This window comes from Buttiauxella agrestis, from assembly GCF_900446255.1.
GTDB classification, from domain to species: Bacteria; Pseudomonadota; Gammaproteobacteria; order Enterobacterales; family Enterobacteriaceae; genus Buttiauxella; species Buttiauxella agrestis.
Genome location: NZ_UIGI01000001.1, coordinates 1,770,803 through 1,786,419, shown reverse-complemented (window position 1 = coordinate 1,786,419; position 15,617 = coordinate 1,770,803). Strand labels below are relative to the sequence as shown.

At 49.1% G+C, this 15,617-nt stretch carries 14 protein-coding genes, 1 tRNA gene and 2 pseudogenes; 10 read left to right on the top strand and 7 right to left on the bottom strand.

What is annotated here, in order from left to right:
- Positions 1–146: 146 nt before the first annotated feature.
- From DY231_RS08470 to DY231_RS08455, 4 genes are read right to left on the bottom strand one after another with little or no spacing between them, the layout of a single operon-like run.
- A complete protein-coding gene (locus DY231_RS08470; RefSeq protein ID WP_115627981.1) occupies positions 147–650 on the bottom strand; it encodes a protein disulfide oxidoreductase in 504 nt (167 codons plus the stop codon).
- Positions 640–1,251 (bottom strand): DsbA family protein, encoded by a 612-nt coding sequence (locus DY231_RS08465; RefSeq protein ID WP_115627980.1) that lies wholly within the window; start codon positions 1,249–1,251, stop codon positions 640–642. The genes DY231_RS08470 and DY231_RS08465 overlap by 11 nt, the downstream gene beginning before the upstream one ends.
- Complete coding sequence (locus tag DY231_RS08460; protein WP_115627979.1) at positions 1,251–3,134, bottom strand: protein-disulfide reductase DsbD family protein; 1,884 nt, start codon at positions 3,132–3,134, stop codon at positions 1,251–1,253. The genes DY231_RS08465 and DY231_RS08460 overlap by 1 nt, the downstream gene beginning before the upstream one ends.
- Positions 3,135–3,183: 49 nt before the next feature.
- On the bottom strand, positions 3,184–3,549 hold the full coding sequence (locus DY231_RS08455) for a copper resistance protein (protein WP_115627978.1): 366 nt from the start codon (positions 3,547–3,549) through the stop codon (positions 3,184–3,186).
- Between the two features lie 189 nt (positions 3,550–3,738).
- On the opposite strand from DY231_RS08455, the gene DY231_RS08450 reads away from it, so the two are divergent.
- The 3 genes from DY231_RS08450 to DY231_RS08440 all read left to right on the top strand — a co-directional run bounded on the left by DY231_RS08450 (position 3,739) and on the right by DY231_RS08440 (position 6,132).
- Positions 3,739–3,814: transfer RNA gene (locus DY231_RS08450), tRNA-Asn, on the top strand.
- A 285-nt stretch (positions 3,815–4,099) separates the two neighbouring features.
- Positions 4,100–5,077 (top strand): DUF1852 domain-containing protein, encoded by a 978-nt coding sequence (locus DY231_RS08445; protein ID WP_115631803.1) that lies wholly within the window; start codon positions 4,100–4,102, stop codon positions 5,075–5,077.
- A 26-nt stretch (positions 5,078–5,103) separates the two neighbouring features.
- Positions 5,104–6,132 (top strand): methionine synthase, encoded by a 1,029-nt coding sequence (locus DY231_RS08440; protein WP_115627977.1) that lies wholly within the window; start codon positions 5,104–5,106, stop codon positions 6,130–6,132.
- Between the two features lie 107 nt (positions 6,133–6,239).
- Here the strand turns inward: DY231_RS08440 and DY231_RS08435 are convergent, their stop codons facing one another.
- Positions 6,240–7,253 (bottom strand): zinc-dependent alcohol dehydrogenase family protein, encoded by a 1,014-nt coding sequence (locus DY231_RS08435; protein ID WP_115627976.1) that lies wholly within the window; start codon positions 7,251–7,253, stop codon positions 6,240–6,242.
- A gap of 116 nt (positions 7,254–7,369) precedes the next feature.
- Here DY231_RS08435 and DY231_RS08430 point away from each other — a divergent pair.
- From DY231_RS08430 to DY231_RS08410, 5 genes and pseudogenes are all read left to right on the top strand, one after another.
- Positions 7,370–8,299 (top strand): annotated as a pseudogene (locus DY231_RS08430) (AraC family transcriptional regulator); the annotation flags it as partial.
- A gap of 153 nt (positions 8,300–8,452) precedes the next feature.
- Complete coding sequence (ydfZ, locus tag DY231_RS08425; RefSeq protein WP_115631802.1) at positions 8,453–8,656, top strand: putative selenium delivery protein YdfZ; 204 nt, start codon at positions 8,453–8,455, stop codon at positions 8,654–8,656.
- A 242-nt stretch (positions 8,657–8,898) separates the two neighbouring features.
- Positions 8,899–9,864, top strand: coding sequence for a threonine/serine dehydratase (locus DY231_RS08420; RefSeq protein WP_115627975.1), 966 nt, complete (start codon positions 8,899–8,901; stop codon positions 9,862–9,864).
- Positions 9,861–10,805: an NAD(P)-binding domain-containing protein gene (locus DY231_RS08415; RefSeq protein WP_115627974.1), complete on the top strand. Its 945-nt coding sequence runs from the start codon at positions 9,861–9,863 to the stop codon at positions 10,803–10,805. Before DY231_RS08420 ends, DY231_RS08415 begins: the two co-directional genes overlap by 4 nt.
- Positions 10,806–10,833: 28 nt before the next feature.
- Positions 10,834–11,460, top strand: coding sequence for a helix-turn-helix transcriptional regulator (locus DY231_RS08410; protein WP_370511288.1), 627 nt, complete (start codon positions 10,834–10,836; stop codon positions 11,458–11,460).
- Between the two features lie 233 nt (positions 11,461–11,693).
- Here DY231_RS08410 and DY231_RS08405 read toward each other — a convergent pair whose 3' ends face one another.
- A complete protein-coding gene (locus tag DY231_RS08405; RefSeq protein WP_115627973.1) occupies positions 11,694–12,680 on the bottom strand; it encodes an amidohydrolase family protein in 987 nt (328 codons plus the stop codon).
- A gap of 215 nt (positions 12,681–12,895) precedes the next feature.
- On the opposite strand from DY231_RS08405, the gene DY231_RS08400 reads away from it, so the two are divergent.
- Together DY231_RS08400 and DY231_RS08395 are read left to right on the top strand one after the other, a co-directional pair.
- A complete protein-coding gene (locus DY231_RS08400) occupies positions 12,896–13,363 on the top strand; it encodes a GNAT family N-acetyltransferase (RefSeq protein WP_172588663.1) in 468 nt (155 codons plus the stop codon).
- A gap of 1,056 nt (positions 13,364–14,419) precedes the next feature.
- Positions 14,420–14,977, top strand: a pseudogene (locus DY231_RS08395) (nucleotidyltransferase family protein).
- Positions 14,978–15,107: 130 nt separating this feature from the next.
- Here the strand turns inward: DY231_RS08395 and DY231_RS08390 are convergent.
- Entirely contained in the window at positions 15,108–15,503 is a 396-nt protein-coding gene (locus DY231_RS08390; protein ID WP_115631800.1) for a VOC family protein, read from the bottom strand.
- Between the last annotated feature and the right edge of the window lie 114 nt (positions 15,504–15,617).

Here is a 15,617-nt window from a genome sequence, read left to right as displayed (position 1 = left end):
TTTGAGAAACATCCGACCAGATGCGCTAACAAGCTGGATAATAAGAGAAAGTGATTTAATAACGAGAAAAATGGGATTGAAACAGCGGTTCTCTTATGCCCCATAAGAGGTATTTGCGCACCATTACGGTGCGCAAATTCACAGGATCAAAAGGCCGCCCACCAAAGCCGCGCCTTCATTCCCCAATACGTTGTCCAGCCGGTAGTCGAAGAAACCACTTCACCTTTATATAGCACCACCAATGTCGGTGTGACGCCAATCTGCCAGTTGCGGGATAGCTCGCCAGAAGCGTCATTCACTACCGGCAGCTGAACTTTTTTCTGCTCAAGCCAGCGCGAAACATCGACGGCCGCACCGGAGCGCAGTGCGATAGTCATGACGTTTTCGCCCTCCTCCGCCAACTGCGTGACCGAAGGCGTTGTGTAACGGCAAACGCCGCACCAACTGGCCCAAAAGTAGAGTAACAGCGGGCGTTCTTCGCTTAATGTACTTAACGTCACGGAATTGCCATCCAGCGTATGAAGCGGCGTGCTGTCAAAGGTTGAGGGCATCTTTGGCGCCCGCCACAAATCCATCAGCACCACGATGGTGATAAAAATCACCACCATCACCAGCGCTTCTTTCCCCCAACGCCTGAGCTTACTTTTCATTGGCCTGTTCCCGTTTTTCTTTCACCAGTTCCTCAAGTGAGTCCCACGGCACAGCGCCGGCCAGCAGCGTATCGCCAACCAGAGTTGCCGGCGTGCCCTGAACCCCAACCACACGCGCCAGTTGCAGATTGAGATTCAGCGTTTCCCGGCTCAGTTCATCAGGCTTGACCGCTGTTGCACCGCTTTTAGCCACCGCCGCATCAATGGTGGCGGCGGTGTGATTCCCGGTTTTCGACATCAAACTGTGGTGCAAAGCCAGGAACTGCTGCGGATGCTCACGCCAGGTCGTCAACGCCACGCGGGATGCCAGAGAAGACGATTCACCACGAAACGGCAGCAGCTTGAAAATGACTGCAACATCAGGGTATTTCTCAACAATTTTCTCCAGCATCGGGTCAAACTTTTTGCAATATGGGCAGTTGTAATCCGTGAATGAAATAATAGTGAGTTTCGGGGATGCCGCCCCAATCCGTGGGCTGGCAGGATCGTGATACAACGCCTGATAAATCATTTGTTGCACTTGCTCTTCATTCGTTGGCTCTGCGGCATTCGCGCCAAAAGTCGCTGCCACTAACAGCAGCATCGTCATGATCATTTTCATTATTTCATTCCTTTCGCATCGTTTAGCGTATTGAGCACAGCGTCACGCGTCAGCAGTGTTGGCAGCGGTTTTCCTTCGGGGAATGCGGGACCATAAATCTGGTTGTACGGCACCCCGGCCTGCCCGCGCTGTTTGAGAAATGCAGTGATATCTTTTGAAGGGAGCGTCCAGTCACCGCGCAGCGCAACCACATCAGGTTGCTGCAATGCCGCCTGCACGTCGTCACGGGAAAGTACGTTTAACTTATTAATTTTGCAGGTAATGCACCAGTCTGCGGTGACATCAATAAACACGCGTTTATTTTGCGCCAGCGCGTCCGTAATCGCCTGTTCAGTGAGCGGCTGCCAGGGGATATTTTCTTGCGCTGCGGGTTTTGTCGATGAGCCAAAATGCACGGATAACAGACTCACCAGCCACAACGCCGAGCCAAGCATCATCACTGCCAGTATCCGGCGCAGCCAGTTCATCCAGCGTCCAGGTTTAGGCAGGCGTAATGCAAGCGATGGGCGGGCGGCAATTAACAGCCACGGCAAGCTCATGCCTACGCCAAGCGCGAGGAAGATCCCCCAAAGCGTAGGCAGCGATGCCCCCAGCGCAACGGCGACGGCAGTGCCAAGGAACGGTGCGCTACACGGCGTCGCCAGTAACGTCGCCAGTGCGCCCTGCCAGAAATGACCGCTGATGCCCTTGCCACCGTGAGTCGCAAGTTTGGTGGTGACATTAGATGAAAGTCGGAACTCGAACAGCCCAAACAGGTTGGCGCTAAAAATCAGCATCACGGCGGCCATAAAGCCGATAAACCAGACATTCTGGAACTGAATGCCCCAGCCCACAGCCTGATTCGTCAAACGCAGTACCGTCATTAACAATGCCAGCGCCATAAACGAAACCATAATCCCGGCAAACGAGGCGAGGAATTGCTTGCGGATCACGCGTTGATCCTGCTTATCCGCCAGCAATACCGAGCCGAGTTTCATCCCCAAAACCGGCAGAACGCAAGGCATCAGGTTGAGAATAAAACCGCCCAGCAACGCCAACAGCAAAACCTGCCACAACACAAAATCGCCACTGGCAGGTGGCGTAACTGGCGCATCGGCTATCGTAACCTGGCTTTGCTGTGCAACACCGTTATCAGCGATAACCAGTGAAAGATGACGCCCGCGCAGATCTGGCCCGGCGCCATCCCAGCCATCGCTCACCGGTATCGTTGCCCACAGCTTTTCGCCATCTACACGATACTTTGGCTTCCCAAAACTGGCGTCTTCCGGCATATCGAGAAATAGTTCGGGTTTCTGCCAGCCAGCCGCGCGAGTGGCCTGCACCACCAGTTCAGCATTGTGATATCCGGCAATCAGATTGTCCGTCAGCCCGTCGGCAAGCGGGACTTTACCCATCGCTTGTGCGTAGTCATGTGTAAATGTCGCATCACCTTGAGTGGGGGTGATTTCAAAAGGGTAATCCGTCAGCAGGCAAACATCTTTGCAGGTCGAGAGCGTCAACACGCCAGCAATTTTCGCCGGGATTTCGCCGTCTAGCCGCATCGGAATGCTCACTTCATTGTGATAACCCTGGGTGGTGATTCCGCCCACATCAAAACGCTGTGGAACAGGCCAAAACCACTGGGCCGATTTTACCGGCTCGTGCCAGCTAATCGTCGGCGCGACACCGCCGTCGCCGGGCGATCGCCAGTATGTTTTCCAGCCCTCTTCGAGTTTTACATCCAGTAAAAACTGGGTTTTCCCAGCCCCGGAGGTATCCGCACGTAACCTGACGCTGGCATGATCATTCTCAGCAGACTGAAGCCAGCCTGCCTGCGCCGCCCATGAAAATGGGTGCCATAGCAATAAAAGACAGAGCAACGCCTGCCTGAAAAGACTCAACATATTTTTTCTCCGTATATGAATTATCGAACTGTGTTAAACAGCCGACGTTTCATTCACGGAAGACGCAGAATCGCAGATGTACCCGGAGCGTGGGCGAGGAAAACTCCCGAACCGGTGTGACGGAGGAAGATGTCGCCAGCAGTGGCGCAAGAAGTGTGAGGAGCAGACTGAAAACAAACAGCGCGCCTTCGAACAAAACAGGAGGTGCGGCAAGCAATGATTTTGCGCTTAATTCGCACGGCGTCACTGACGCGGCTTCATCAATGTCAGAGACACTATTTTGCGAGAGCATGACGTTTTCGGCGATTTTCATTTGCAAGGCGTGCATTCCCGCCATGCGCTGGGCCGTGCAGACAAGCACCACCAGACATGCCAGAAATAAAAACCACTTTGCCAACTGCTGCCGTTTAAGCATGAAACCCTCGCGTCATTGAACCGCATATCTTAGCCAGTCGTGCCGGTTTGGCAACAAATGTGCTGTAAAGAACTGTCTGCACGCGTGAAACGCCGCGTTTGTCTGTTTTATCAGCAAACGAACCCGCGAGTTGATGACAGGCTTTGACAAGCCATGATGGCATCGCTAATATGCGCCCCGTTAACCGATTCCTCTGTAGTTCAGTCGGTAGAACGGCGGACTGTTAATCCGTATGTCACTGGTTCGAGTCCAGTCAGAGGAGCCAAATTTAAGAAGCCCGCTTAGGAAACTAAGCGGGCTTTTTCGTTTTCGTCGCCAGCGGTTGACCTTCTGCCAACAGGACGCGTTCACCTGAACATGAAATTCTCTCATGTTCTCTGAAATTTAATCACTTTTACTCAATCAGTGACTCTGGCATAAATATCCTACTGCAATCAGTTACAGACAATATGAAGACTACTGGTTAAGAAACCTGAAAAGAAAATTGGGTCATGCTGAAAAAGCAAAAAATAAATTCAGGTCTTATCAGAAATTAGGATACCCAATCGCGATGAATACAGAATTTAAATTTACGATTAAAAGCATTTCTTTCGATGAGAATTACAACCCATCCGAAAATACGCGCATCACGACCAACTTTGCTAATTTAGCCAGAGGTCATAAGCGCCAGGAGAATTTGCGCAATACCTTAAAAATGATTGACGACCGTTTCAATTCTCTGGCGCATTGGGATAATCCACAAGGCGATCGTTATGGCGTCGAACTTGAAATCATTTCCGTGGAGATGGATGTTGAAGGTAAAGGCGACACCTTCCCATTGATTGAAATATTAAAAACCAATATTGTCGATCAAAAAACTCACGAGCGTATTGAAGGTATTGTTGGGAATAATTTTTCCTCTTACGTCCGGGATTATGACTTTAGCGTCTTGCTGTTAGAGCACAACAAGAACAATGCCGGGTTTAGCACGCCAGAGAATTTTGGTGATTTGCATGGAAATCTATTCAAATGCTTTATTAACTCAAGCGCTTACAAGGAACGCTTTAATAAATCACCAGTGATATGCCTGAGCGTGTCCAGTAAAAACACTTATCATCGCACTGAAAATCATCATCCGGTATTGGGTGTGGAATATCAGCAAGATGAGTCGTCCATGACCGATCACTATTTCAATAAAATGGGGTTGCAGGCTCGCTATTTTATGCCACCAAATAGCGTTGCGCCCTTAGCCTTTTATTTTGCAGGCGATTTGACGAGCGACTATACGAATCTTGAGCTGATCGGGACTATTAGTACAATGGAGACTTTCCAAAAAATTTATCGGCCTGAGATTTACAATGCTAATTCTACCGCCGGTAAAATCTATCAACCGAGCCTGAATCAACAGGATTATTCACTAACTCAAATTGTTTATGATCGAGAAGAACGTAGCCAGCTAGCTATTGAGCAGGGAAAGTTTACAGAAGAGAACTTCATCAAACCATACCAAACTATTCTTGAAAAATGGTCTGCTAATTACGCTCACTGATTATCAAAAAATTAAGGTTATTTATTATGAAAATATTATTACCCACTTCGACTGCGGGCAGTTTGCCTAAACCGTCCTGGCTTGCACAACCTGAAACGCTTTGGTCTCCCTGGAAACTACAAGGTGATGAATTAGTTGAGGGCAAACAAGATGCTCTACGTTTGTGCCTGGAAGATCAGCTACATGCCGGGATTGATATCGTCAGCGACGGCGAGCAAACGCGTCAGCACTTTGTCACGACATTTATTGAACACCTCAGCGGCGTTGATTTTGAGAAGCGTGAGATTGTTAAAATTCGCAATCGCTACGATGCGAGTGTACCCACTGTTGTTGGCCCTGTTTCTCGCCAGAAGCCTGTTTTCGTTGAAGATGCTAAGTTTTTACGTCAGCAAACAAAGCAACCCATTAAATGGGCGTTGCCGGGTCCGATGACCATGATCGATACGCTTTATGATAGCCATTATAAAAGCCGCGAGAAACTCGCCTGGGAATTTGCCAAAATTCTTAATCAAGAAGCCAGAGAATTAGAGGCGGCTGGCGTTGATATTATCCAGTTTGATGAACCTGCATTTAATGTATTTTTTGACGAGGTGAATGACTGGGGAATTGCTGCGTTAGAAAGAGCCGTTGAAGGGCTTAAATGTGAAACGGCCGTACATATTTGCTACGGTTACGGCATCAAAGCCAATACAGACTGGAAAAAGACGCTGGGTTCGGAATGGCGGCAATATGAGGAGTTTTTCCCCAAATTGCAGGCGTCTGCCATCGATATAATTTCACTGGAATGTCAGAATTCTCGAGTACCAATGGACCTCATTGAACTCATTCGAGGGAAAAAAGTCATGGTCGGCGCCATTGACGTAGCAACCCATATTATTGAGACACCAGAAGAAGTCGCGAATACTTTGCGTAAAGCACTACAGTTTGTCGACGCCGACAAGCTCTATCCTAGCACCAACTGCGGCATGACCCCTTTACCTCGCCAGGTAGCACGAGGCAAGTTGAGTGCTTTAAGTGCAGGCGCAGAAATCGTCCGCAGAGAACTCTCGGCTTAATAACATCGCCAAATGTAGATCATCGAATAAACACAGTCCGGGTTGGGCAATCGCCAGATAACCCAAATCATTGCCCGGACTGAGCCATGCCACCTTATTTCGCAACATCAATTCATCGAGATAACCACTTTGCCGATCTGCTGTCGGCTATCAAAATAGCGCCAGGCTTCAATCGCATTTTCAAACTTAAAGACTTTATCAATTACTGGCTGAAGCTGACTCATATTCAGTGTGCGATTCATAGCGATAAAATCCTCGCGACTGCCGACACTGAAAGGTCTAACAGTGGCTCCACTTTTAAACAGTGTCATAAAATCTATAGACTTATCTCCATTGGCAACAAATCCCAGCAGGGCAATTTCACCTCCTGGTGCCGTCGAAAGTAAAGACTGGTTTAACGTGCCCGGCCCACCGATTTCAACGACCCGTTCAACCCCCTGCCCTTGAGTCAGTTCGCACACTTTAACTGACCAGTCGGGATGCCGTTGATAATTGATGACATGATCGGCTCCAAGAGTAGACAAGAGCTGGGCTTTTGCATCATTTGAAGTGAGTGCAATCACCCGTGCGCCCATGATTTTGGCGAACTGCACGGCAAACAGTGACACACCGCCAGTACCCTGCGTCAGTACCGTTTCACCTGGCCGTATCGGGCGCGACTGTTGAAGGCTGTTCCACGCCGTAATCGCCGCGCAAGGGAGGGTCGCAGCCTGCTCCCAGCTCAGGTAATCAGGTATCGACACCAGCGATCCTTCGTCAACCACCTTATATGACGTTAGCCAGCCATCCGCCTGATTACCGTAGGTTCCGCGCCCAGCGGCGCTATCCAAAGCGCCGTCAAACCAGTAAGGAAAGAATGTTCCTGCTACCCTGTCTCCATTTTTAAACAGACTCGCACAATCGCCCGTGGCAACAACCTCACCCACGCCGTCCGATAAAGGGATTAGCCCGGCTCTGGGAGATAAAGTGCTGGTTCCGTGCGCAATGGCCAGATCACGATAATTAAGGCTACAGGCGCGGACTCTGATCAAAACCTGATTGCGCCCAGGAACAGGTTGCTGTTCTTCGACCCTCTTCAAACCGTCCAGACTTCCAAAACTCTCAAGGCGATAACTTTGCATTTTGATTTCACTTAAATTAGTTGAGCATGTCGCTGTACAGTAGAATTTTTTCGCTGGACGTAGAATGACTGAAATCGCATTATTACTGCCTTAACGTCCATAAAAGCGAGTATGAAATGGATCCTCTCGACGATGTATTCGCGGCAATGCACCTGCAAAGCGCGCTCTATTCACGCCTTTTGCCACATGCCCCCTGGGGGATAAGCTTTGTCAAAAGTGCTTCGATTCGCTTTGGATTTATGGTTTCCGGACGTGGCTTACTGGTTGCCGAGGGCATTGAAAATCCCATTGAGCTGCAACAAGGTGATGGCTTTCTGGTGCAGCCTCAGACGCTGTTTTCTCTGGTGGATCACCCCGCTACTCCGACGCGCTGGTGCGAGGATGTTTTTGCACAATGCCCCGGCAAAGATCTCAGTTTTGGAGGCGATGGCGAAGTGGCCGATATTCTGTGTGGCTATTTTACTTTTGACAGCGCAGGCGCAGAACCGCTGCTGTCGATGCTCCCTTCCGTCGTGGTGATCCCCGCAGATGCAACCCGTTCACCGCTGTTAGAAGCGACGCTAAAGCTGCTGGCAATCGAAACCGCCGAACAACATCTGGGCTCGCGCATAGTCGTCAGCCGACTTGCGGACGTCATGTTTGTCCAGGCAATAAGAGCGCATTGTTTACGCGAACAAACGCAGCGAGGCTGGATTGCGGCCTTGGCTGATAGCAAGCTGGGCCGCGTGGTCAGACGCATTCATAATGACATCGCCAGACCCTGGAGCCTGCAAATGCTGGCCTCAGAAGCGGGGATGTCGCGTTCGTCTTTTGCCGTTCACTTTAAAGCCGTCACCGGGGAAACGCCGGGGGAGTATCTGACGCACTGGAGAATGTACCGCGCTCGTTGTTTACTGCGACATCCTCAGCTCACTCTCACAAATATTGCAGAGCGAGTCGGCTACGATTCAGGCATTACTTTAGGCCGGGCCTTCAAGCGATTCGCAGGGGTAACTCCGGGAGAATATCGCCAGCAGTTAGGGCTAAGAACTGCGACTAAAGCGAAGTCATCAATAAAGCACTCCAACCGACTTCCGTCTTTTCCTGAGCCGCTGAAACTTATAAAATTTTGACTTAGCTCAAAACATTTTTGCCGATTCAGAGCTATTTATTTGCCGTTAAATCATCTCATCTTGATACAACAAAAAGGAGGAATGATGATGTTGACCTATGATTGCTACCGTAACGCTATCGCAACTGGCAGCCGTGTTATGGTTTTCAATAAGGGTCTGACTGGTGTCATTAAGGCCATTCACGGCGAAGGTAAAACAGCCGAACAAATTCGTCGTTCTGAATGTGTTGAAATCGAAGGTTGTGAAGGTGTGTTCTGCCCGATGGAGTTGGTTAGACTTGAACTTCACTGATAGGGCATATCGATTTAGCACGTTATTTTACAAATAAAATAACCCTGAAAACTCATTATTTGAGGCCACCGAATAGGTGGCCTTTTTTTATGGACTGTTTAGCCACGCAGACCGACTCCCCAACAATGAATACAGTGCGGACTTAACAACGCTTTTCGATGTCCTGCAATACACAAATTGGCGATAGACAATGTGTACTAAAAGTCTATATTAGATAATAAATACACATTCAGGACGTCACTATGTCACAACTACTCAAACTTTTTACCGCCAGCCAGGAAGCGCATACCGCGCTTCGCCCTCAGGTCAGAAAAACGCCGCTCGATCGCAGCCACATGCTTTCGGCACTGTACGGGTGCGATCTGTTTCTTAAGGGTGAGCATCTGCAACACACCGGCTCGTTTAAATTCCGTGGCGCCAGTAACAAGATTCGTCTGCTGACCCCGGAACAAAAGGCGCAGGGGGTGATCACGGCGTCTTCGGGTAATCACGGGCAAGGTATGGCACTGGCGGGGGCAATGGCAGGCGTTCCGGTTACTGTTTTTGTGCCAGCCACCGCTTCGCCTTTGAAGATTGACGCTATTCGCGCGTACGGCGCAACGGTGAATATGGTCGAAAAGGACGCACTCAGTGTTGAACTGGAGGCGGCAGAAACCGCGGCTCGTGAAGGGATCACCTTTGTTTCACCCTACAACGATGAAGACGTGATCGCCGGGCAAGGCACCATCGCGTTTGAGATGCTTGAAACAGAAAAAAATCTGGATGCCATTTTTGTCGCAGTGGGCGGTGGTGGTTTGATTTCCGGCATCGGTGCGGTAATGAAACATCTGTCACCGGAAACCCGCATTGTGGCCTGTTGGCCTGAAGCGTCTGTGGCGATGTACGCCTCACTTCAGGCGGGCGAAATTGTGGAGCCGGAAGAGCACGATACGCTTTCAGACGGCACGGCGGGCGGCCTGGAACCCGGCACAATCACCTTCCCACTCTGCCAGGCGGTTGTCGATGACTGTGTGCTGGTCAGCGAAGAAGAAATCAAAGCGGCGATGAAAACCCTGGCCCGTTATGAGCGCTGGATGGTGGAAGGCGCGGCGGGTGTGGCGATGGCAGCCTTTATGCAGCAGGCCGGGCAATGGCGCGGCAAGCGGGTCGCAGTGGTACTGTGTGGCAAAAATATCACGCTGGAAAAATTCGCCGGTGCGGTGAAATGAAAATAATCGGCCCTGAAGAAATCAAAGCGCTATTTAACCAAAACGATGCGCTGACCAGACTGAAAGCGGGTTTTGAAGCGTTTTCCGCCGGGCGAGTGCAGCTTCCACCAGCCCAGCAGTTTGCCTTCACGCAAGCCGAAGGCGACTGCTGTATCAAATCCGCCTGGATTGAGGGTAGCGAAAGTTTCTGTGTAAAAATCTCGACCGGTTTTTATAACAATCCTTCCCTTGGATTGCCCAGCAATGACGGGCTCAATCTGGTTTTCTCGGCACAAACGGGACAACCCCTGGTACTTCTTGACGATCATGGTTGGTTGACTGGCGTACGTACCGCACTGGCAGGACGCATTGCCGCGGAAATGCTGCTTCCTGAGTGCATAGAGCGGATTGCTATCTTCGGCACTGGCTTACAGGCGGAGCTTCAACTGCGCCAGCTTCTGGAACTGACTCCCTGCCGTGAGGTGATTGTCTGGGGACGTAGTGAAGCATCGCTTGCGCGATTCCGCGAGCAGCTTTCTGATACCGATATTAAGCTGGTTACAACGACGCGCGAACAGCAAGCCGCAAGCGGCGCTTCGGTTATCGTCACCGCCACGCCATCAACCGAACCCCTGGTGCTTGCCGAGTGGGTTCAGCCTGGGACACATATCACCGCCGTGGGTGCAGATGGCCCTGGTAAGCAAGAGCTTGACGCAAAACTGATGGCAAAAGCCGATTGTATTGTGGCTGATTCTCTTAAGCAGTGCGGTGCATATGGCGAACTTAGCCATTTACCGGTTGATAATTGCGCAAATGCGAAGGTCATTGAGCTGGGTAGTTTACTGTCAGATCGCTCACAGTATGTCCGTGGTGAGGCTGATATTACCATTGCCGACCTGACCGGGCTCGGCGTGCAGGATGCGCAGATTTCAGCCAGCATTCTGGCGCAATTAAAAGCGTAAATGGTTATCAGACGGAAGGAATCAAAGTTTGAACGAAAATAAAAGCATTAAAGATGAGCAGTTTGCCACGCTAAAAGCGATGGCAGATGGAATCGCCGCGCTATTTTACCCGGTGGTAGAAGTCGCTATACACAGCGTTAAAAGCGGTAAAATTGCCTGGCTTGCCAATAATATTTCCAAACGGAGCATCGGGGATGATGCTGGGTTAGAAGAACTTTCGCTTCATGACCTTGAAAGCATGACCGGCCCTTATGAAAAGCTGAACTGGGATGGTAAGAAGATGCGTTCGGTGAGTATCCGGGCAAACGTGGAAGGTGAAGCCGAATATATTTTTTGCATCAATTTCAGCACGACACTGCTTGATGATGCGAAAAATGCGCTGGAGATGTTCCTGTCTGTTAACCGTTTGCAGCCACAACCCGTCCAGCTTTTTAAACATGACTGGCAGGAAAAAATTAATACTTTTCTCCATCAGTGGCTGAATGAAAATAATACTTCGCTTTCAACTCTGTCTCGCCAGCAGAAAAAAGAACTGGTGACTGAACTCTATCGCCAGGGTGCATTCACCGTCAGAAACTCCGCAGACTACATTGCTAACGTGCTCTCTATGGGACGAGCCACTGTTTACAAGCACCTCAAGGAAATCAAAAACTGAAAATGTCCGTTGGACTATCGTAGGCGTGGTGACTCAGTTAGTCGGAGTATCAATTTCGAACAATTAAGGAAGATGGCGGGTTGCTTACCAGACTTACAATGCCCCCTGGCTTCGAGGATAAGCAGTGACCGCTTCTTGAACGAAGCGGTCAGGTTGAAGGACCTGATGGTCTGCGCCTGTCGCATCCATTCTGAATTTATAAAGATGCCCTCTAAAAAGCCAGGCAAGCGCCATTAAGCAAATCGTGGGAAGAGATTAAGTGCATTATTGCGCATAAAATCTGCCCGTAGCTCAGTCGTTAGTAGGGAGCTATCGTCAAGTTGTCTGGCAAGCGCGGTGACCAGCGCCTCCGGCGTATAAGGATAATCACTGCCGTACAAGATATGTTTTGGATCGGCTATTTCCAGCAAGGACTTAAGCTGTCGCGGAAGTGGGAATCCCGCCAGGTCATAATACATACCGCGCAATGAAGCCATAAATTTCGATGCATCAAGCTCCTCCGGCAGACCCAGCGCAGGAGAAATACCCGCCACCCGATCTGCCAGCACCGGGATTGTCGCACCTGCATGCGGCACGATAATTTGCACATTTGGGAAGCGATTCAGCGTCCCGGAAAGCAGTAAATTGAACACCGCGCGCGTGGTTTCGAACATAAATTCAATCATCGGGAATGGATAACCGATTGGCGGAAGTGATGCCGCGTCTTCGCCCTTGGGCTGAACCTGACAGCACGGGCAATGCGGGTTAGTCGGGTGAATGAATACCTTCGCGTGTCGGCGATTTAATTCCTCAAACACCGGATCGAATCGGGCATCGCCGAGATAGATACCATGGAAATTACTTTCCAGTACCACCCCATCAGCTTTCAGCGTATCGAAGGCATAGTCCAGCTCATTGAGCGCACTGTCGACATCAGGCAGCGGTAATGTGGCAAACATACCAAAACGGCGGGGATTGCCCTGCGCGACTTTTGCCCCTTCCTCATTCACATAACGGGCCAGGTCACGGGCAGCCGCGTTGTCACCAAAATGGACACCTGGCGCTGAGACAGAAAGGATAGCGCTGCCAATCTGGTTGCGGTCCATCATTTCAAGGTGTTCATTAACACTCCACTCCGGAATGGCAGGCATCCCCGATGGCTTCGAATGACCTGCAATGGCAAGCGCTGCACGGTAGCGTTCGGGCAGAAAGTGTGAATGCACATCGATTCTATGGACCATCTTTTACCTCAGTTTTCCAGTAAGAGTGAATGAGACTGGATTCAGTCTGGACGCATAGTAAGATAAGCTCAAATATATAGTTTTTACTGATTAATCATTTTTAATGATTGCTGAGTGACATTTTCCATAAAGCCGCAACCGAGCGTCATCCAGATGTGAAACGCATCGAATAAGGATTTAATTAATTTCACGACATCATAGAGACAGGTATGAAGATGAGTATTTCAGCGATACACGAATGGCGAATGAACGACTATTTGGTCAGTACAGACAAAACAATGCTCGATGTACAGGCTGTCCATCAATATCTGACGAGGTCTACGTGGGCTAAAGGCATTGATCTGGACATCGTCTGTGCATCAATAGAAAACAGCCTTAACTTTGGCATTTATCATAATGAATCCCAAATAGGATTCGCGCGGTTGATAACGGACTATGCCACCTTCGCTTACCTCTGCGATGTTTACATACTTGAGAAATATCAGGGTGACGGGCTCGGAAGATGGCTCATGGAATGCATTCATAACCACCCGTGTTTTGACAAGCTTCGTAGGGTCATGTTGTTTACAACAACCGCTCCCTGGCTTTATGAAAAGCTTGGCTATGAACCCGTAAATCGGGAAAATTACGCTTGGACCATTACCCGTCCTGATATTTACATCAATGGAAAAAGACCGGGCTGAAAAATTCGCCTATCGGCTGGCTCTCTGTTGAACCACATACTCCTATGTTTGCAACGCCCGCTAACCTCCGCTTATGGAACACAGTCCCCAATGGGATTATCCAGGCACAGCTTTGAGTGAAGAACGGACAACGAATAGCTGGAAAAGAGAAGAATAATTCTCGCGGGTCTCTTTCAGGCCAGCCACATGGATCAGCTGACTGTCATTTGTAATGATGTTATCTGGTGGGTGGTCAGGTCAGGGTGGCAAGAAACATTATGCAAGGTTAGTTTTATCAATGATTTGTTGGGATAACTTACAATTCACAGGGGGGAGTAATCTTAAAAGCCCTGACCATTGCAGCCAGGGCTTTTAAGGTACTACAGACTTCAGATTTAACATTAATGGACTTAATAAAATGATACTGCTATTTATACTGCTTTCAAATGTACCCGTTTACTACAGATAATATTGGGCATTAATACTAAAAAGCCTCCCTCAATTTATCTCGTCATACACCTGCCTGCGCTTTCAAAACCTAAGCGTGGCAACCTAAACAAGCACATCCCCCATTGCGACATAGACTCTTTGATGCGTTGCCCGTTGCTGATACGGTTACCATAAACAAACGAAACCGGCAGCATCAACTAAAAAAACAAGGCCTTACATCGTCGCGCTAACACTACCATTTTGCGAACCAGCACAATCACTACAAGGCCTGAAAGCAAACTACATCCCAAACAACAAACTTCGTGGCCTGTATAGCAAAATGGCTTTCCCAGAACTTCTTTCTATTCACTAACTTACTAACCATTTTCATTGTGCTGCTGAGTACTAATTTACTCACTTGAGATTTGCGGTCAATACTGTTTTTTAAAACATGTTTTTATAAACAGCGATAGTGACTGTGCTATATCCCGCTACTCATTGTACCGACCTACTAGCAACTTCCGCTCCTGGTACGGAGCGGACTAATTTACGGAGAAGAAAGTCCGCTATGAGCGATGAACGGACATGGACAGGAGGATGCTGATAATATTTCCACCAGTGGATTACTGTTTCCAACAGGGGGTACGAATGGAATACCAAACGTCATTGCAGAAAATATTGTCAGATGACCCTGTAAGAATGAAGATCCTATATGTGGTTCGAGCACTGGATCTCAATGATGGTTGGATTGGAGCGGGTTTTGTGCGAGACGCTGTCTGGGATCACTTACATGGGTATGGGCTAAGTCCTGTTTCTGGTGATGTAGATGTCGTCTGGTTTGACTGTGAGCACTGTAGCCCAGACCATGATAGCTATCTGGAAGACAAACTAAAGTAACAATTACCTTCGTTAGACTGGTCGGTGAAGAATCAAGCCAGAATGCATCAACGTAATGGTGATCATCCCTATACCTCAACGGGAAATGCTTTACTTCACTGGCCTGAAACAGCTACGGCCGTAGCTGTCAGATTGGGGAAGGAAGGTCTCGATATCACTGCGCCTTATGGACTTTCTGACTTATTTGAACTGCGCTTACGACCGACTCCAGCATTTGAACGTGAAAAGTTGGACTCTTTTAAACAACGGGTCACTACAAAGCAGTGGTTGGAACGTTATCCCAGGTTACAGCTCATCGTTTCCTTATAACCTCAAGATACAAATATCCCTGCTAGTGCGGTTCTCTTATATGATTGACAGTCCGCTGTGAGCGAGGAGCGGAAGTAACAGCGGTTACCGGCTACATATTGACAAAGTATCCGGAAGACAGTGTTTAGCCTTACTTGTTCTGATAAAGATCCCAGCGGTTGCCGTAAAGGTCCTCAAATACGACAACTGTACCGTATACTTCATCACGAGGTTCCTCAGAAAACTCTACGCCTTTTGATTTCATTGCGTTGTAATCGCGCCAGAAATCATCCGTCTGGAGAAAAAGAAATACCCTACCGCCGCATTGGTTGCCGATAAAACCTTCCTGCCTCTCATTTGAAGCTCGTGCCAGAAGAAGATTGCAATCGCTTTCTGGGTTCGGGGAAACGACGACCCAGCGTTTTCCTGGCTGTGGAATATCCTCAACAAGGGTAAAACCCAGCTTTTCCGTGTAATACTCAATTGCTCGGTCATAGTCATCAACCACTATGGCTACATATCCCATACATCGTTTCTGCGTTCGCATTTTTGCTCCTATTAAAACTTCAGGCATAACTGGCCAGAAACTTTCTTTTAACACAATCGGTCCCGATTTGTCGTCTGGATTTCCCCCAAGTACAGATGTCCCCTCCTGGCACAA